This is a genomic window from Acinetobacter sp. 1424608, from assembly GCF_000588255.1.
Lineage (GTDB): Bacteria > Pseudomonadota > Gammaproteobacteria > Pseudomonadales > Moraxellaceae > Acinetobacter > Acinetobacter nosocomialis.
The window spans coordinates 93,996-113,004 of the sequence record NZ_JFXL01000014.1; the positions used below are offsets into that span (position 1 = coordinate 93,996).

The 19,009-nt window shown below is 32.2% G+C and carries 19 protein-coding genes and 5 pseudogenes; 4 read left to right on the forward strand and 20 right to left on the reverse strand.

From position 1 onward, the window contains the following. Positions 1-16 precede the first annotated feature (16 nt). Positions 17-688, reverse strand: coding sequence for a CsgG/HfaB family protein (locus tag J678_RS17435; RefSeq protein WP_016804332.1), 672 nt, complete (start codon positions 686-688; stop codon positions 17-19). Positions 689-995: 307 nt separating this feature from the next. Here J678_RS17435 and J678_RS17440 point away from each other — a divergent pair, with 307 nt between their 5' ends. Then, a complete protein-coding gene (locus tag J678_RS17440) occupies positions 996-1,466 on the forward strand; it encodes a hypothetical protein (protein ID WP_025466152.1) in 471 nt (156 codons plus the stop codon). Between the two features lie 194 nt (positions 1,467-1,660). On the opposite strand, the gene J678_RS0104395 is transcribed toward J678_RS17440, so the two are convergent. The 18 genes and pseudogenes from J678_RS0104395 to J678_RS17490 all read right to left on the reverse strand — a co-directional run bounded on the left by J678_RS0104395 (position 1,661) and on the right by J678_RS17490 (position 14,852). After that, positions 1,661-2,092 (reverse strand): hypothetical protein, encoded by a 432-nt coding sequence (locus J678_RS0104395; RefSeq protein ID WP_016805890.1) that lies wholly within the window; start codon positions 2,090-2,092, stop codon positions 1,661-1,663. Then, on the reverse strand, positions 2,085-2,516 hold the full coding sequence (locus J678_RS0104400; RefSeq protein ID WP_031956049.1) for a hypothetical protein: 432 nt from the start codon (positions 2,514-2,516) through the stop codon (positions 2,085-2,087). Before J678_RS0104400 ends, J678_RS0104395 begins: the two co-directional genes overlap by 8 nt. Next, positions 2,509-2,950, reverse strand: a pseudogene (locus tag J678_RS17445) (hypothetical protein). The gene J678_RS0104400 and the pseudogene J678_RS17445 overlap by 8 nt, the downstream one beginning before the upstream one ends. Beyond that, positions 2,947-3,393, reverse strand: coding sequence for a hypothetical protein (locus J678_RS17450; RefSeq protein WP_017393627.1), 447 nt, complete (start codon positions 3,391-3,393; stop codon positions 2,947-2,949). The pseudogene J678_RS17445 and the gene J678_RS17450 overlap by 4 nt, the downstream one beginning before the upstream one ends. Next, positions 3,386-3,826 (reverse strand): hypothetical protein, encoded by a 441-nt coding sequence (locus tag J678_RS0104405; RefSeq protein ID WP_017393626.1) that lies wholly within the window; start codon positions 3,824-3,826, stop codon positions 3,386-3,388. The genes J678_RS17450 and J678_RS0104405 overlap by 8 nt, the downstream gene beginning before the upstream one ends. Then, a complete protein-coding gene (locus J678_RS0104410) occupies positions 3,810-4,241 on the reverse strand; it encodes a hypothetical protein (RefSeq protein WP_017393625.1) in 432 nt (143 codons plus the stop codon). Before J678_RS0104410 ends, J678_RS0104405 begins: the two co-directional genes overlap by 17 nt. Positions 4,242-4,429: 188 nt before the next feature. Next, positions 4,430-5,170: a tetratricopeptide repeat protein gene (locus J678_RS17455; protein ID WP_017393624.1), complete on the reverse strand. Its 741-nt coding sequence runs from the start codon at positions 5,168-5,170 to the stop codon at positions 4,430-4,432. A 278-nt stretch (positions 5,171-5,448) separates the two neighbouring features. Then, positions 5,449-7,200, reverse strand: a pseudogene (locus J678_RS17460) (RHS repeat-associated core domain-containing protein); the annotation flags it as partial. Next, positions 7,188-7,454, reverse strand: a pseudogene (locus tag J678_RS0104420) (hypothetical protein); the annotation flags it as partial. The pseudogenes J678_RS17460 and J678_RS0104420, both read right to left, overlap by 13 nt. A 236-nt stretch (positions 7,455-7,690) precedes the next feature. Further along, entirely contained in the window at positions 7,691-8,248 is a 558-nt protein-coding gene (locus J678_RS17465) for a TetR/AcrR family transcriptional regulator (protein WP_017393620.1), read from the reverse strand. 779 nt (positions 8,249-9,027) lie between these two features. Further along, on the reverse strand, positions 9,028-10,287 hold the full coding sequence (locus tag J678_RS17470; protein WP_017393619.1) for a ParB/Srx family N-terminal domain-containing protein: 1,260 nt from the start codon (positions 10,285-10,287) through the stop codon (positions 9,028-9,030). A gap of 95 nt (positions 10,288-10,382) precedes the next feature. Next, positions 10,383-10,679: a hypothetical protein gene (locus J678_RS0104425; protein ID WP_004888124.1), complete on the reverse strand. Its 297-nt coding sequence runs from the start codon at positions 10,677-10,679 to the stop codon at positions 10,383-10,385. Between the two features lie 27 nt (positions 10,680-10,706). After that, positions 10,707-11,459, reverse strand: a complete 753-nt coding sequence (locus J678_RS17475) for a barstar family protein (protein WP_017393618.1) — start codon at positions 11,457-11,459, stop codon at positions 10,707-10,709. Positions 11,460-11,507: 48 nt separating this feature from the next. Then, positions 11,508-11,798, reverse strand: coding sequence for a barstar family protein (locus J678_RS23900; protein ID WP_017393617.1), 291 nt, complete (start codon positions 11,796-11,798; stop codon positions 11,508-11,510). Position 11,799: 1 nt separating this feature from the next. After that, complete coding sequence (locus J678_RS23905) at positions 11,800-12,279, reverse strand: hypothetical protein (protein WP_017393616.1); 480 nt, start codon at positions 12,277-12,279, stop codon at positions 11,800-11,802. Between the two features lie 90 nt (positions 12,280-12,369). Next, positions 12,370-12,816, reverse strand: a complete 447-nt coding sequence (locus J678_RS17480; protein WP_017393615.1) for a DUF6334 family protein — start codon at positions 12,814-12,816, stop codon at positions 12,370-12,372. A gap of 251 nt (positions 12,817-13,067) precedes the next feature. Beyond that, the gene (locus J678_RS17485) at positions 13,068-13,946 is read right to left on the reverse strand and encodes a MetQ/NlpA family ABC transporter substrate-binding protein (RefSeq protein WP_017393614.1); all 879 of its coding nucleotides are present in this window, start codon (positions 13,944-13,946) and stop codon (positions 13,068-13,070) included. 561 nt (positions 13,947-14,507) lie between these two features. After that, positions 14,508-14,852, reverse strand: coding sequence for a DUF3969 family protein (locus J678_RS17490; RefSeq protein ID WP_017393613.1), 345 nt, complete (start codon positions 14,850-14,852; stop codon positions 14,508-14,510). 548 nt (positions 14,853-15,400) lie between these two features. On the opposite strand from J678_RS17490, the pseudogene J678_RS17495 reads away from it, so the two are divergent. The 3 genes and pseudogenes from J678_RS17495 to J678_RS17505 all read left to right on the forward strand — a co-directional run. After that, a pseudogene (locus J678_RS17495) lies at positions 15,401-15,757 on the forward strand (tyrosine-type recombinase/integrase); the annotation flags it as partial. A 72-nt stretch (positions 15,758-15,829) separates the two neighbouring features. Then, a complete protein-coding gene (locus J678_RS17500) occupies positions 15,830-16,708 on the forward strand; it encodes a TIR domain-containing protein (protein ID WP_000027438.1) in 879 nt (292 codons plus the stop codon). A 333-nt stretch (positions 16,709-17,041) separates the two neighbouring features. After that, a pseudogene (locus tag J678_RS17505) lies at positions 17,042-17,755 on the forward strand (chromate resistance protein ChrB domain-containing protein); the annotation flags it as partial. Positions 17,756-17,800: 45 nt separating this feature from the next. Here J678_RS17505 and J678_RS23265 read toward each other — a convergent pair. Continuing rightward, positions 17,801-18,945, reverse strand: a protein-coding gene (locus J678_RS23265) for an IS3 family transposase (RefSeq protein WP_085944219.1) whose coding sequence is annotated in 2 segments (ribosomal slippage) — positions 17,801-18,681 and positions 18,681-18,945 — 1,146 coding nt in all. Because the reading frame shifts where the segments join, the coding sequence is not laid out codon by codon here. Between the last annotated feature and the right edge of the window lie 64 nt (positions 18,946-19,009).

The window sequence follows — 19,009 nt, forward strand, 5'->3', positions numbered from 1 at the left end:
TAACACATATCCAAAATTATTGAATTGACCAACGGTTATTTTGAATATCTGTTACAAGATTATTTACTGCTTCACGAACAGCTAAATCGAGCACTTTACCATTTAAAGTAGAATCGTAAGAGGCAGTAGAACCAAAGCCTAAAACTTCACGTGCGCCTAATGCATATTCACCAGCACCTTGTACTGAGTGCACAACTTCTGAAGTTTTTACATCAATAATATTTAAATTAACTTTTGCATAAGCAACTTGCTGTTTACCGCGGCCTAAAATACCAAATAGTTGCTGATCACCAACTTCTTTACGGCCAAACTCAGATACATCGCCAGTAATCACGTAACGAGCACCTTTAATAGATTGAGCAGAATTGCTATAACCTACTTCTTGTTTAATTTCAGATAAATTGTCGCGATTTAAAACTGAGAAATAACCAGTTTGCTGTAAATGTGTCTCAAGAATCGTTTTCGCTTGGCCACCTAAACGGTCTACATTATCTGAGAAAACTCCTCTCATATAACTAGAGCGGTTATCAAACTTACCAATAGAAACAGGAGCTTTTACCCCATTATATTTAATTGCAGAAGTAGCTGCGGTGACTTGAGGACTTTGTATCGTTCTTGATGTTTCAGTGGTTGAACATGCGATTAAACCAAAAGAACTCGCCATAGTAATGATTAATATTTTTTTCATGTTTACTCTATAAAGATATCTAAAATACAAAGAATACATATTATATACAAAAAGACTATCAAATGAGCTTCTAAATTAATCTATGAGCAAAAATCTAATCAATTAAATTAAAACTTTTAAGTAACCTACTTATTATTTTATGAATAGTTAATCATAAGAATCATATAAATAGTCACTCAAATGAGCTGTGTATACCTACGAAGTCAGTGAGAGAAATTCTATCTGTCCAATCAAAATCAGCTACTTACTTTACGCTACTTATAAGATATGAAAGAATTGCGACCTCATATAACTTTTGAAATTTAAAATGAGAAAAATATTATTTTTAAGTTTAGTCAGTATGCTTAGCTCATATAGCTTTGCAGAAGATAATAATTCGGTTTATAGAGGACTTGGTACAGGGCCTCAGAATTTTTTAAAGTTCCAAATACTCAAACAAAAAGGCTTTTTAGCCAATAAACCTAATATTTCACGAGCAGACTATAACGATATATACAAACTGAAAAAGCCTTATGAGTTTATGGGGCAAAATGTTGTACTCATTTCAGATGAATATATGTCTGAATATGTAGGCTGTTGTGTGAGTGAAGGTTGGGGAGCTGTATTTAAGCAAACTTCTAATTTGAAATTGATTGAAAAATTTGCAAAAACAAATCAATGTAGTGTCGGTCCTATAGAGTCAACTAGTGATTACTATGGCTTTAAAATCCGTTCTTTACCAAAAGGTAATTACTATGAATTATCATGTCGCGAACGTGACTTAGCTCAGTCTCAATAGATAGGAATTAAATTCCAAAAATAAGAGCCAAACAAGTTGTTTGGCTTAGAATTTCAATAGTGAAAATATTGTTTAAAAAGCCTCTTTAATAAAATAATTATATTTTTATCGTCTTATAATTTTGACTAGAATAGCTAGTTTACAAAATCAATAGCAACAAAACTGTTTTTCCAGCTAGTTATTTAACCAAGAAATTATTCACACAAATCATCTCCCCACTTATAGTATCGATACAAAACCGTATTAACATCATAATTAGTTATTTTCAACTCCCTGCCTTTATAATCTTGAATCTTGCCAAAGGTTAGGTTGACTATATTAATTTTGTTATTTGGACCTAAACAATATGTATCAACTCCCTGCCCTTGCCCTTTTAACACCCATCCATCTTTATCTAAATACCTGACTATTTTATCTAATTTCCTAGAGTCTTTAGTAAATTCAAAATAAGAAACTTGTGCTTCATATTTATTTATAGAATCTATAATTTCAATATTATCGCCTAATAATGCTTTCATTTTCACTTCAAATGGGTATTTATCCACAGGCTGTTCATACACTCCTTTAGAACAACCCACCTGTAAAAAAAAGAAAAATAATGCTATATATCTGAATAAATTACTCACATAAATCCTCACCCCATTTATTATAGCTATAAGATATCGCATCAAAATTGTAATCTGTTATATTTAGTTTTCCGCCTTGATAGTCATAAACACCAATTGTAGTGGGGCTAACAATATTAATACTATTATTAATCCCTAAACAATATGTGTCTACCCCTTGTCCATGGCCCTTTAATATCCAACCATCTTTTTCTAATTGATTGATTACTTTTTTCAATTTATTAGGATCTTTTTCAAATCTAAAAGAAGAAATTTGAACTTCTGCTTTACTCAATGAGTTCACAATTTCAATATTATCGCCTAATAATGCTTTCATCTTCACTTCAAATGGATATTTATACGCAGGCTGTTCATAAACTCCATTAGAACAACCCACCTGTAAAAACAAGAAAAATAATGCTATATATCTGAATAAATTACTCACACAAATCCTCACCCCCATTTATTATAGCTATAAGATATCTCATCAAAATTGTAATCTGTAATATTTAGTTTTCCGCCTTGATAGTCATAAACACCAATTGCAGTGGGGCTAACAATATTAATACTATTATTAGTCCCTAAACAATATGTGTCTACCCCTTGTCCATGTCCCTTTAATATCCAACCATCTTTTTTTAATTGATTAATTACTTTTTTCAATTTATTGTGATCTTTTTCAAATCTAAAAGAAGAAATTTGAACTTCTGCTTTATGCAATGAGTTTACAATTTTAAGATTATCGCCTAAGAGTGCTTTCATTTTTTCTTCAAATGGATATTTATTAGAAGCTTGCTCATGTACTCCATTAGAACAACCTATTTGTATTAACAAAGAAAATGAAAATATTAATTTTAATAAATTTCTCATATAAATCATTTACATATATCCAAACCCGATTTATTATAACTATAAGAGACTATATCTTTATTATAATCAGTCACATATAAATCGCCACCCTTAAACGTAGTAACAGTTTTATAAGTAGGTCTAACAATATTGATACTATTATTTACGCCTAGACAATAGGATTCAGAACCTATTCCAGCTCCTTTATATGTCCAACCATCTTTTTTCAATAATTCAACAATTTTAGATGTCTTATCTGAATTTAATGGCAATTCCAAATAAGCTAATTGAGCCTCCGCACGGTTTAACGAATTAACAATTTTTACATCATTACCTACTACTTGTTTCATTTTAATAAAGAACATATATTTGTCAGCATCTTCTTTATGAGTTCGTTTATAACCACCAACTTGCAATATTAAAAAAAGCAGAACTAGCACTGAAAATATTTTTTTCATTAGGAATTTATTCACACATATCTATTCCCCATTTATCATACATGTAAGACACACCATTCATACTATGGTCCGTTATATTTAATTCTCTTCCTTTATAGTCATAAACATTATTTGATATAGGAACAACAATATTTATTTTATTATGTAAACCTAAACAGTAAGTATCTACTCCTTGACCATGTCCTTTTAATACCCAGTCATCCTTTTTTAACTGACTAACTACTTCATCTATCTGATTAGTATTTGTTGGTAAATCAAAAGAAGAAATCTGAACTTCTGCTTTACTCAATGAGTTCACAATTTTAAGATTATCCCCTAATAAAGCTTTCATTTTTACTTCAAATGGATACTTATCTGAAGGTTGTTCATATATTTGATTAGAACAACCCATTTGTATTAATGAAAAAAATATAAATATAAATTTCCACAAATCATTCACACATATCATCTCCCCATTTATCATAGGAATATAAAACAGCATTCACAGAGTAATCTGTTCGTTTTAATTTCCCACCTTTAAAATCATAAAGTCCACCAGAAGTTGGTATAACAACATTAATTCTATTATTTCTCCCTAAGCAATAAGTATCAACGCCCTGCCCTTTTCCTTTCAATACCCATCCATCTTTTTCTAATAAACTTACTATACTTTCAATTTTATTATTATTCTTAGGTAATTCAAAATATGAAATTTGTACCTCAGCCTTTTTCAATGAATTTATAATTTCTATTTGATTACCGAGTAATTCTTTCATTTTATTTTCAAATGCATACTTATCTGAAGGTGGTTCATAAACATTACTACTACATCCGACTAGTAGTAAGATAGTAACAATTCCAAAACTCAATTTATTTAATTTCATATTTACACTAATTTTAAAATACTCTCAGCAGCTTTATTTTTAAATTAAAAACATAAAGCTTAAAACCAAAAAAAATACCAAAATATAATTATTACCTTCTATAAATATAAAAGGAAAACTTACATATCCTCTTAAAAATTATCTTCAATAATTTAGTTTTTTAAAACAAAAAAACACCTCTTAAATACTTATTTTTCACCTGAAAGCCTACTATAATTCTCATATGCTCCAGAAAATCCGTTATCATAAGCTTTTCTATACCAATACAATGCTTTTTCTTTATTTACCTTAACTCCCCCTTCCCCATTTTCATACATCCAGCCTACATTATTTTGAGCTAAAGGATCATTTCTTAAGGCCGCTTTTTCAAAATATTTAAATGCTTTTGTTAAGTCTTTATTTATAATTTTACCATCATAATACTGTACTCCCAACTCTGTTATAGCAGGAGTAAAATCTGTTTTTTCAGCAAAATCTAAACTCTCTAACATCTTCTCAGGGTTATGTTCTTTTATATAAATCAAACCTAACTGATATGCTGCTAAACTATCACCGAGTTTCTTTGCTGAAAGAAGCCATTTCTTAGAATCTTCTAATTTATTTTCTAAATAGTATAAATATCCTAGAGAATAATGTGCTGGTGAGAAACAATACTTAGCAGAATTTATCAAATGTTTTTCAGCTTCTTTTAAATCAACCAACTTTGTTTTCCCATCTAAAAAACTCACACCTAAAATATACTCTTTATAAAATCCATCAGGTAAGCCATTTATTACCTTATCAATCTTTTTTAGATTTCCTTGTAAACTTAAAATATTGAGATCAAAATTAGAGTTTTTAATTTGATTAGAATATTCAATTTTTTCACAAGCAAAAGTAGATTTAATCAAAGATAAAAAAAATAAAAAACTACATAAAATTAGCTTCATAATAACCGACACTCCATATACTTAAACAAAGAAACAAACCTACCAGCCAATATGTTAATCTTATTAGCTTAGTAATTTTTTGATAATTATTTTTTTTCTTAAAAACAATATCGCTCATTACTTTGTTAAAACTATTATTCTTTGAAAAAAAATTCCAGATATCAGTTGCCATTTTATTACTAATATAATACCTATATAAGAAATATATCATTAGAATAAAATTAGATACGAATAAAAAAACCGCAATCCATCTTAAATAAAATAGTATTTCCATATAATTAGAACCTTGGAAAATTAAATGGTTGAGCCGGAATTACTGGCATCTTTTCCGGTGGAATACTGTAGACTGGTTGTTCAGGTATATAATCTGATGTATTTTGCCATCCATCCGTAATCCCTAAACCAGCTCCTGCTCCACTTCCACCTTTTATGACCGCATAAAATGATTTTCCAGACCAAGAGTACCCACCACAAATTTGTCCAAACCAATTAGCACCGACACCTCCGCAAGCTTCTATATATCTACCATCGGGTTTATTACCTATATTAAGTATATCTCGCGTAGTACTAGCCGAAACACCAAAACCTAACGTTCGTCCAGTAGAATGCACAGCCCGCCCACCTCCTGCATAAGTAGTGCTATGAGTTATACCCAATCCTAGTGCACCACTAATATTAGCACTTGTTCCATTCAATGCTCTATCGGTTGCCTGAACTAATGTTGATCTATCTTTCAATCTTGGATCTCCTTTCATACCAGGAATTGAAATATCAGGAGATAGTCCATACGGATCAACCCACTGAGTTGGATTACTTACATAACTAGAGCTATTCATACCTCCCTCTAGCCCAATCGGATCTTTACTCATATATCTTGCACTATGAGGTTCATAATAACGATAACGGTTATAGTGCAGCTCTGTTTCATGGTCGTAATATTGCCCTTGAAAGCGTAAATTATTTTGTTCAAATGGATTATCTTGATTTACTGCTTTAATTTCTAATGCCGTTCCCCATGTGTCTTGGATAATTTCCCATACACATTCACCGCGGGTATTGGTCATGGTTTGAGGTGTTCCGACCTGATCACAATGGTAAAATGTAATCTGCTCTACATCAGTACGCTTTTTGCGAGTATTACTATTCCATACTGGGTCTTTATAAATAGAATAAGGTTTTGTTTGATATTCCTGATAATCAGGAGTTTCTATCAGTTGAATGAAATCCTTATAACCTGTTTGTAATAGTGGAACAAAGCTATCAGGTTCATAAGTATAGTGCTTTGTATAACTAGTCTGTGCCGATTGGACAGACTCCCATATCATTAAATCGCCATCCCAACCAAATAAGGTTAATTCATTAGATGTTTTTTTGTAGAGTCGACGACCAAAGACATCATAACCATATTCTGTAACTAGACCATTATTAATACTACGAATAAGTCTGTTTTGGTTGTCCCAAGTCAGCTTAAGGTTTTTACCAGCCTGAATAATCTCTGTCACATTACCTTGTGCATCGTATTGGTAGTGTTTACCTTTATAACTTTTAATAAGGTTATTTTTAATTTGTGCTGGACTTAATACCGAGTCAGAATCAATTAAGTTACCAGCTGGGTCAAAATTAAAACTTTCTGTTTTATGTAAACTTTGAGCTGTGATTAAGCGCCCAATTGGGTCATATTGATAATTGAGCTTACCCAAACGGCTATCTTCAACTTGACCAAGCAAATAGTTTTGATCGTATTGATAGCGTCTATGTGCTTGATATTGTAAATAGTCTTGAGTTTCTTGCTCAGGTTGAATGAACTGTGAACTCAGTAATCCCACATCATTATATTGTTTAGTTTGAATAAGCCCATTTGCTAGTAATCGTGTTGTTTCTCTATGCAAATCATTACGCTGAAATGAAGCAACTTCTTGATTATTTAAACCAATTGCATAAATATGCCCTGAACCATAAACAAGATGATTCAATGTTTGACCATCAGGCCGAATTGTTTTAATTAAATTTCCAAGCTCATACCCGTAGTACGGAAAAAACTTCCTCGATCTGTTATTTGGTCAACAGCAACCTGCACCCCAATAAATGTCTTAAGTGGAATGTGAGCATTGGTTGATAAACAAATCAACTCAGCTGTCATGCCCTGATTAAGATAATGTTGCCCATCTATACGTTGTAAAAAAACCTGACTATTCAGGGATGCATCTGAAAATTGAAGATACACCGAACGATGTTGTGAGAGAAAACCAACACTCTCTAAGATCTGAAAAGTATTATTAAACATCACTTATTTTATAAATTTGAGTTACAATCGACTATATCTTATAAAAAATAGACAGATTTGTCTATCTTGTTTGTATTAACATCAATTTCAACCTTAGTCTGTCAAAGATTTTATATAAAAAAAATATAATGCTAAAACTTAAGTAAATAGTAATAACGCTGTATGAAATAGAATTAAAATAAAACATAATAGATATCCCCAAGGCCATATACTGAGTGATGGGTCATAATTTTTCTCTATACCACCGACATAAAAAACCGCTCCACAACCTTATCTCTTTCGTCCAAATTATTTGTACTTAAAAACTCAAACATTAAGCCATCTATTAAGTTTAAAACCATGTCAGCACTTGGTCTTAAATCACGAGTTTCTAGAGAAAATACCAAATCAAAAAGTTCTCTAGTCAGCCATTTTCTATACTCAATTGCCATACGGTAAGCTTGAGGATAAGTCACTTTAATTTCAAAAAAAGCTTTAAGGAATAAGTGATACAGACTGCTGTAATTGACATGTAAAACTACAATTTCTTTAAGCTTATCAGTTGGTGTGCGGTAATGGCTGGAGTAAATAATGGCGAGCACCTCTTCTTTAAGCAGGCTTTTTTGAAAAGCAATGCACATTTCAATCAGACCTTCTTTTGAGCGAAAATAGTTATACAACGTCGCCTTGGGTACTTCGCACTGTTTGGCAATCAGATCTACACCTGCTGTATGAAACCCGTAGGTTGTAAATAGACCAATAGCTGTTCGAATAATGTGTAATTTTTTGGAAGAGATTTCTAAATCATTTGACATAGTTTTACCGTTATAAATTCTTGTTGTTTCTAAAAGAGAAAAAAGCCTGCGCCCTTTTTGGGAGAAAAAAAGGCACAGCAAAGCCATAAAGACTGTGCTTGGCACATCTCAAGTTTTATTGTTGATACAAATTTTTGAGCCGTAATGACTTAAAGCCTGAAAACCCTAAAGGCCAACAAAATATTTAAAGATGATTTAAGTGGTGTCGTTATAGCTTTTGGCATCGAGAGCCAAGAAATAATGGATGTGCAAAGCCAACTCCTTTTTATTGGGAGTTCTGCCAAAACATTAAAATTATGGTGGCAGAACGAAAGAGGGTTGACGAACTGGTCACACGAGGCCAGCACACCCGAAGGTGTCCCTCTCCCGTCCTACCGCTACGAGAGGGAGACGAGGAGCTGCACAAAACTATCCCTCAGAAGGAATAATTCTGATACTCGTGTGATTGCGGTTCGTCAAAACCGACTGGCAATGTGGCCAGCAAGCAAAGAATAGTGTCCAAGTTTCTTGCCGTCAAGCACACAAAATGACATTTGCTTTAAATTAGATCACTAAAAAAGTAAGGCTAAATAATCAACAAGTTATTGTTAATTTGAGGTTTATAAAAATAGTGAAAATCTTAATAGCATGTGTAAGGTGAGGTGTTTAGGATTTAAGTGAGAGCAAGTTATGTTTTTTTATTTTTAAATAATTAATTCTATTCTGATCAAACGCTAATGTTTTATCCATACAAAAAAAGAGTGAATTTACTCACCCCTTTCTTATTAAATATTCGTGAATTACCAACCCCAGCACGTTCCTGTAGCCGGTTTTCCACATAACTTGTAATTTACCGCATACCAAATACTTCCACCTGTACGAGGCGTTTTATCTTTCTTAATTTCGTCACGGGTCAAATCTGCAAGATTAGAAATTGAAGTCGCCGTAACAGAACCTTTAGCGGCATTTTTCATAAGCTGTAACGCGCCCAAATCTGCGGCAGTTGAAGTACCATAAATAATATCAGTCGGTTTGGTACTTCCCATCAGTAAGGAATAATCAGCAACCGCTGCCTGATAGCCTGTTGCACTGCCCGATACAGTTAAGTCACTTTTTATTTCAGTAGTTGCCAATACATCTGCAGCACCATACACACTCGCATCGGTATGATAAAAACTTAAAGGATGAACCAGATTATTAGCGATTTGCTTGTTAAACCAATCTTCCCATAAAAACTCAGTATAGTCCGTTGCATTAGCAACTTTGCTATAACCAATATCACGTGTGAAATAGACCAGTGAACGATATGGATTATTTTGCATACCGTCAGGGTTAGTTGCAGATTTCAGGCCTAAGTTTTTAGGTAATTGTTGATATGAAATCGGTTGGTTTTTCCCATCTCTTAACCATGCTTGGCCATTGGCAAGCATTTTCGCCCAAAACTCATCCGCAGTTTTACTATCGCTATAATTGCCAACAACTTTTACCCATACTTTAAGTTGACCACCGCCATCAGGCAGCTCACGGAATTCGGTCATTGTATGATGACCATCAGTCAAATAAAGGCGCCCATCATAACCCACAACCACTGTTTTCAAATCAGCCGTTTCAGTGCCCGGCTGTTCTTGACAGTTAAATGTCTCCAATTGTTTTAAATTGGCTTTTTGAAGGTCTTGCAGAGTTGTAAAATCATCACGACCTTTTGCACCAATCGCTTCACAATAATCGCTAAACTTCTTACCAATGGTTTTATTTAAATAAACTAATTGATTGACTGGATCTGCTTGCCAAGTTGGGCGCTGTAAATCACCTTGCCAACGCCCTAATTTATAATAAATTTGATCATAACCAATTGCACCCTGCGTTGGGATCAAATCAGCAATCGTAACTTGAATTACGTCATTTGTTTTTGCTGTTAGAAAACGCTGGTCACGGGTATCTGTAGGTGTTGGGGAAACTACTGTAGATTGCTGATCTTGGCTATCATTGCAGGCAGTAATAGCCATCATGCTCGCAACAAGAAATACTAAACTTAGAACTTTATAAGATTTTTTCTGCATGTCTGGAAACTACCCCAATAAATTGGATTATTTTTAATCAACAGAGTTTCATTTAGATGACTAATCGATGTCATTTTGATGAATATAGTTATAGATCAATCGATTAGAGTAACGAAAAAATCGTCAATAATATTATAGTCCATATTAAAAATGGTCTTGTAATATGCTATTTTTAAATTATGCACTGATAAAATATCTATCTTACAAACATAGACCAATACTTCGTATAGATCAGTTGCTAGACTGATACTATCTAATTTAAAAACTAGAGAATTAACATCTTCAAATATATCTAAATTATGAGCGTTATTTTCATTAAAAAGCTTTTTTAACTTTTCTATTGAAATATTTTCAATATTCAAATAACTATTATCTAATGTTTTAGCATGCATATTATATACAATACCCTCTATTTAACATTACGTAATATTTAAAGTAGATTTTTCGTTTAAAAGTTCAATTAAGTATTCAAAATCATCAGGGTTATCATAGTTATTAAAAGAATACTTTGTTTCTTCAAAATACTTCCAAGTAATGTTCAAAGGTACAGTTATACAACCAATGCCGCCAGTGAGACTATCCGACAAACCACCAAAACTAGAACCAAAGTAGCCCATCAATCCATTCACTTCCTCACCTATACAGCATAAGAAATCATTAAAGGACTTAATATTCCTACCATCTATAACTATTGAACTTACTAGGTCTAGAGGCTTGTACTGTTGAACCCAATGCGAAACTTCTATCCACTTCTTTTTCTCTTCTTCGTTTAAATTACACCAATCTTGTAATCTAAGCTGATTTTTTCGATATTTCTTAATTAAATCAAATTTAAACTCATCAAAATAAGTCTCCTCTTCGCATAAATTTAATATCAATTTATTATCTTTCACTTCAAAAGATTCAATACTAGAACCTAAAACCCCGAAATATTCGTTATTTTCTTTTAAGAAGAATAAATTAATGCCATAGATATCATACTTATACTTTTTACTTTTTTTATCTTTATTTATTTCACCCTCATCCAAAAAACCATGAAAAACAACTTGAGTATCAGTGATTACACAATTTTCTGAAAGATATCCGCTCCAAATAGTTACATCATCATCAAACTCACTAAATTCACTTATTTCAATATAAAAAATATACTCTTCTGTAAGTTCAGAACTCATATAATATTTTCCTCTATCTCTGCTTTATTTTTAAATTTTGACGGGTTACTAATATGAAATTTCTAATGACGAGTATTTTTTTAACACTTCAATAAAATCATCTAAATGATAAAAATCTTCTTTCGACTCAAAATTATCTTTAGAGTACTGAAAATTTATCCATTTAACTTTTAAAGGCAAATCCCGCAGTACATCAGCAAATGCATTAAAGTTATAACCTAAGTATCCTAATACCCCATAAACCTCCTCTCCAAAATAACAATACACATCTTCTTCACACAGTAGGTATTTACCATCAACTGTTATATTTAATGATAAAGGTTCCCCTCTTTCGTTCATTCTAAAATAAGCAAAATCTAACCAGCATTTTTTTTTCTAGCTTTGTAAAATTTAGCCATCTCTTTTTACCTATAGTTTCATTTGAAAGACGAATCAATAGCTCTTCTTTCTTTTTAAATTTTTCAAAATCTTCTAAGTTGTTTTTTGTTATAAGATCAAAATCTGGATCAAATTCAATAGAGAGTTCTTCACCATTAAAAGTAAAGTTTTCAGAAAGAATTAAACGATTTGCTATATTATTTTCTTTTAATTCTGTAGTGAGCTTATGCCGAGATTCAATCATTATATAACAATAGCAATAATTATTTTTTCCGAGATAACTATTAAAAATCTCCAAAGACTTTTCAACCTGTTGCAAATTATTAAAATTACTTACTACAACTTTATTATTATCAACGCATATTTTTTCAAAATAAATTTCATCAATAATTTCTTTTTTTTCTTCTTCATAAATGTACTTACATAAGTTTAGTTCAAACAATTTTCGATTGTCCTAATTCTCAGATATATTTATTAAATATCTTATCATATATATCTAATATTGAATAATTTTTATAGATACATGTATGAACTAAATCAGATATGTATCAACTCCTGTTTTTCTTAATTCATATTGCAACCCAGAAGCCAAAGCAACAATCGTTAATACAGCAAAAAATGGATTCCTCTTAGATTCTTTCAATGAATGGTCGTAAAGCATGAGCTTACTCCCATCTGTATATCCTCTTTCATTGACGATAGCGAACATTGTTCCAATTTCTAATTCTTTTAGACTTGATAAATTATCTGAATATCGTTGTTGTATTGCCTTATTTGGTAAGCAAGATAAGACCTTTAATTCAATTTCATCAAAATTATGATTAACTGTAATAACCCAAAACTTTTTATTAATTTCAAATATTATACTTTCGACTGGGTCTTCAGAATTGGACTCTCCATCTACAACTAAATAAAGATCATCTATTTTTCGAACTTCATCAATATTTTTAATTGCATCAAAAATATCGCTTTGCACCATATTTTTACCTTATTATCAATTACCAATTCCAAAAGTTATATATTTAAAAAAAATACTCTATGAGTAATTTAATTTCTCAGACTATAACTACTAACGCAACAACTAACTTTAAATATCTTCCCTACTTAATTTTCTAATGAAGTTAATAAATATTTTATTATAAGTTAGCTTAAGTACAACATTATAAATAAAAAGCTAAGCCCCGATTAGTGTGGCTTAGCTTTGAAAAATAATTTTAATTAAAAAATTACTTATTTGATGTCTGCAAATTCAGAAACAGGTTTGTTCACTTCAACTTTTGTGCCACCGAATTTTTCATTCACGAATTTTTGTACTTTAGGTAAGTGGTAAAGTTCACCAAGTTTCGTATAGATTGGGTCATTTTTGTTTGCTTCAGCTACACCCAATAAATTGACATAAAGTTTAGTAGACTGATCAATTGGCTCACGGAAGATAGAATCTTTCATTACATTGAGGCCACCTTCAAGTGCCAATGTATTACCAAGTACAATTGCATCTACATCGTTTTTAACACGAACTGCTGTAGTCATTTGAATTGGTTTTAATTGTAAATTTTTAGGGTTTTCAGCAATGTCGTTCGTAGTCCCTTTTACAGGGTCAAAGTTCGGTTTAAGTTTAATCAGTTTAGCAGACTGTAATAATGTTAATGCACGAGCTTCATTGGCAGTATCATTTGGAATAGCAATGGTAGCGCCTTGTGGGAACTCATCAACAGTTTTAATTTTATTTGCATAAATACCCATTGGTTCCAAGTAAGTTGTTGCAACAGCAGCAACTTTAGCTTTATTTGAAGCATTGTATGCTGCCAAATAGTTGAATGACTGGAACGCATTTACATCTTGCTCACCATTTGCGACAGATGTATTGAGCACAACATAGTCAGTTAAGTTAGTCACTTCGAGTTTAATACCAGCTTCTTTAGTCTCAGGAAGCGTTGCAACGTATTTCCATACGTCAGTATCTGAACCTGTTGAAACCAGTTTAATTGTTCGAACTGACTCACCTTTGTCTTTAGCTGGTGCAGTATTTTCAGTTTGTGCAGGTTGTTTATTACATGCTGTCAGTGTGAGTACAGATGCGCTGAACAGTACACTAAATAATTTTTTCATAGATACATCCTAAAATAGGAAACGCCTAACCCACAAAAGAGTGAGGCATTCCCAACCATTGGGTCGAAATGCAAAATTTGGCTGGAAATAATTTCCAGATATAGGGTTTAGAAGCCTGAATTCAGCATTATTCTTTCCGTGAACTTGCTCGCTGAACAATAGAATTATGTTTTGAAACAGTCTCTAAATATTGGTTCATCATATATCAATAAATGAATATTCTACAAATAACTTGTTCAATTTTGATATATAGACAGGCTCTCAGTAACCCACTGAAAACAAAAAATATATTATATAAATAAAAGAATTTTGATCAAATTATATACTTAATTGATTTATATGAAATTTTCAGGATTTGTTATCAATATTTAAGCTAAATATCAGTTTAATTTGTACTTTAATTTTATGTTTAGGAAAGACAATTCATCTCATAAACTTTTCTTTAACAGTATAGAACACTGATTGAAGAAGAACAGATAAGTTCTCATTTCTTAAACACATCACTTGCTGTACAGCCATATCTAAGGTGTCAGTAATATTTTCTTATATCTTAAATATATCTCAATCATACTTATCAAATAGATTTTGATCATACCATTTTTCAGATTCAAAACTGGTTTCAGGTAAATTCTTAATCATATCCTCACATTCCTTAAAGATTTTTTCGACTTCACCTTTAAAATCTATATTAAACCTATCTAAATCTTCTAGCTCAGTCCCTCTATGAATTATATTAATTAAGTCAATAGAGTAGCTATTTTCTTTCAAAAGTTTAAGCATATATGGTGTATACAAAAAATACTCAGCTTCATTTATATCTATATAATTATTTTTTAAAGAATGTAAAATCCCGAGATTAACTAATAAAATTAACTTTTCCAAGTCAGTTTTTCCAGATCTAAACATTTAATTCTCCCATTATTTTTCCATCTTAACTCAAAAACTTTAAATTGGCTTTGGAAATAATAGATATATACTTACTAAAATATATTTTTTACAAACAGCATTACTCTATTAAATTTTTCTATTTTAAATTTATTCAAATTCTAAAAAATGTTTAAGGATATTTATTAAATTAGAATTATATATCCTTATATTTCCATCCCCTACAAATTAAATATGGTAGTTTCTCAATTCCAAGACCAGATATTGACTCAACTCGATCGATTTCAGCAATAAAAAAAAGCCCCTGCTTTTAACAGGGGCTTTTAGAATTTGGCGGAAGCGGTGTTAGTCAAATTAAACAACCAAACCACTGATAAACATACAAAAAATAATTTAATTTTAGTTTTTTACTGTTATTTTTACTACAATAAAATTTCAACCAATCATTTGTTTATATTTCATTCACCTGACACTATTCTTGCTTAGTAAGCTAATGATTGTAAATTACAAATCATCTTAAACTACCCATTCTAAGACAGTTCATGTAATTTTACCTCAATTAAGAGTTCATTCGAGAATATATTCAATTAGAAGATTTTATATTCCCCGCCCCACGTAGTGGTGAAATGCTTTCCGACATGCCATTGACTACACTAATCAAGCGTATGCATGAACAAGAACTAAAAAATGGCTTAGGCTATATTGATCCAAAACAGAATCGTATAATTACCACACATGGCTTTCGGTCTACTTTTCGTGACTGGTCTGCGGAAAAAACTAATTATGCGCGTGAAGTCTGTGAACATGTATTAGCGCACAAACTACCAGATAAAGTTGAAGCTTCTTACTTGCGTGGAGATTATCTAGATAAACGTAAAGAATTAATGGCAGATTGGGCAGAGCACTGCTCTACGCTTACAGAGTGATGTAACACATAAACCTTGTATTTCGCCTAACCAAATAATAATCTTACCCTTTATATTTATCATAGAGCCAACATGTCAATACAAACTATAAGCAGTACCATAACAAGGTTAAATAAGGAGTTAGCAGATATTACTCATCGAATGAGCTTAGAGCAGAAAAAGGGAGCTGATATAATTTCTAAAATTTTACAAATTCAAAATTCTATCGGGAAGACAACTAGCCCCTCTACATTAAAAACAAAGTTATCAGAAATTAGTAGGAAAGAACAAGAAAACGCTCGTATACAATCAAAACTTTCAGACTTACAAAAGAAAAAGATTGATATTGATAATAAGCTGCTGAAAGAAAAGCAGAACCTTATAAAAGAAGAAATACTGGAAAGAAAAAAATTAGAGGTCCTGACTAAAAAACAGCAGAAAGACGAAATTGAACATCAAAAGAAGCTGAAACGTGAAATTGATGCTATTAAAGCTTCTACCCAATATATTACTGATGTTTCAATATCATCTTACAACAATACAATACCTGAGACGGAACCAGAATATGATTTGTTTATTTCACACGCTTCAGAAGATAAAGAAGATTTTGTCAGACCGCTTGCAGAGACATTACAGCAACTTGGAGTAAACGTTTGGTACGATGAATTCACGTTAAAAGTTGGGGACAGTTTACGTCAAAAAATTGATAGTGGTCTCCGAAACTCTAAATACGGTACCGTTGTTCTTTCAACTGACTTTATTAAGAAAGACTGGACCAACTATGAACTTGATGGCTTAGTAGCTCGAGAAATGAATGGCCATAAAATGATTTTACCGATTTGGCACAAAATTACTAAAAATGACGTTTTAGATTATAGTCCGAATTTAGCCGATAAAGTCGCCTTAAATACTTCTGTAAATAGTATTGAGGAAATTGCCCATCAATTAGCTGATGTTATCTTAAATCGATAAGCGCCTTCTAAAAATTAAAATTTTGACTGAGATTTACAAATAACCTAATTCTCAGTCAACTTTTGAACACCCTACAATTTAGACACTTTACAATCAATAATTTAATTATAACTAAAACAATTTTTTTTGTGATGAGTAATACTGAATTCACAAATATTGATGTATATTGAAACAATAAAACCAAATAATTTATATAAAATCAAAAACTTAAAAAATTCTTCTTTAGCCATTTCCGCCCTTTAATATTTCTTTTGATATAAGAAATCGATTCTTCATATTTGTATCCAAGCCAAATTAATGTTATATATTTAACAAATAAGTTGAGTATACAACATGAAAATATCTTTACTCATATCCTCTTTGCCTACACAGAACACATCTACACGTATGAGAGTATGGCGTTCTCTTAAAGCAAGTGGAGCCGCAATCCTTAGAGATGGTGTGTATTTACTTCCCATTTCTCATAGCGAGAAATTTGATCCTATTGCAAGTGACGTTATTTCAGAGCAAGGCTCTGCGTATGTATTCCATGCGGAGCAGCCTTTAAACCTTGAATTAGCTCCTTTCTTCAGTCGAAAAGAAGAATACGATGTCCTCTATAAACAACTCTCTGAGTTAAGAGATCGTCAATCTAAAGATGAAAAGAAAGAGCTGCTCAAGCAAATCCGTAAATTAAGAAAAAGTATCGATGCACTCGTAGAAATTGACTATTACCCCGATGAGACTCAAGCACAGGTACTAAATGAACTTTCTGCTTTAGAGCTTTCAATAGCTCGACTTGGTGAAGTGAATGAGCCTCAAGCAATACAAGCACATATTCAACTTCTAGATAAAAATAGTTATCAAAACAAAATATGGGCAACTCGTAAGAGACCTTGGATTGATCGTCTAGCCTCTGCATGGCTAATCAAGACTTTTATTGATTCAACTCCTACATTTATTTGGTTAGAAACACCAAGTGAATGTCCAGAAGAAGCTTTAGGATTCGATTTTGATGGTGCAGCTTTCAGTCATATCAATCACTGGGTTACAGAGGTGGTCCCACATGTTTGAACAACTAAAAGCTTATTTATAAGTGATACTCTGCTCTAGTTAAGCTACCTTATTTTGTTGTGGTAGCTGGTCATAGTAAAACTCATCTGGAGTCATTTTGTCCAGACTCGAATGAGGTCGTTTCAAATTATAAAATTCAAAATATGCGTTTAATTGCTTCTTCGCATCCAAAACATTGCTGTAGGCTTTGAGATACACCTCTTCATATTTAACGCTCCGCCATAATCGTTCAACCATCACATTATCAACCCATCGACCTTTACCATCCATGCTGATTTGGATGTCATTTGATTTCAATACATCAATAAATGCATCACTGGTAAACTGACTGCCTTGGTCTGTATTAAATATTTCAGGTCGACCATATTTTTCAATAGCTTCATTTAATGTTTCTATGCAAAATGTAACCTCCATACTAATCGATACTCTATGCGCAAGTACCTTGCGGCTATGCCAATCAATCACAGCACATAAATAAACAAAGCCTTTTGCCATAGGGATATACGTTATATCCGTAGACCACACTTGATTACTGCGCTGAATAGCCAATCCTTTGAGCAGATATGGATATTTGCGGTGAGCTTGATTAGCCTGGCTTAAATTTGGTTTGCAATATAACGCATTAATGCCCATTTTCTTCATTAAAGTACGTGTATGACGTCGTCCTATATGATGTCCTTGACGATTCAACAAATCACGCATCATACGGCTACCTGCAAAAGGGTATTGCATATGTAACTCATCCATACACCGCATCAGCTTCAGATCTGATGCACTCACAGGTTTTGGGCGATAGTAATAACAACCACGGGAGACTTTCAGCAGCTGAGCTTGCTTAGATACTGAAATCTGAAGTGAGTCATCGATTAACTTTTGTGGTTGAAGCGGCCCAGTTTCTTCAACACACCTTCTAAAAAATCAATTTCTAATGCCTGCTCACCGATTTTTGCATGTAGTTTTTTTAGATCGATGGGTGGTTCTGTTGGAGCTTTTGATTGATCGAAAGCTTGCGAGGAAGCTGAAATCAGTTGATTTTTCCAGTCGATAATTTGGTTTTGATGAACATCAAATTCAGCACTCAATTCAGCAAGTGTTTTTTCTGCTTTAATCGCAGCAAGTGCTACCTTAGCTTTAAAATCATTTGAATGATTTCTTCTTGGTCTACGTGCCATAAAATACTCCATATATTGATGTTTATAACATCATTTGGGGAGCAAAATATCACTTATAAGTGTTGTTCAAATTTCC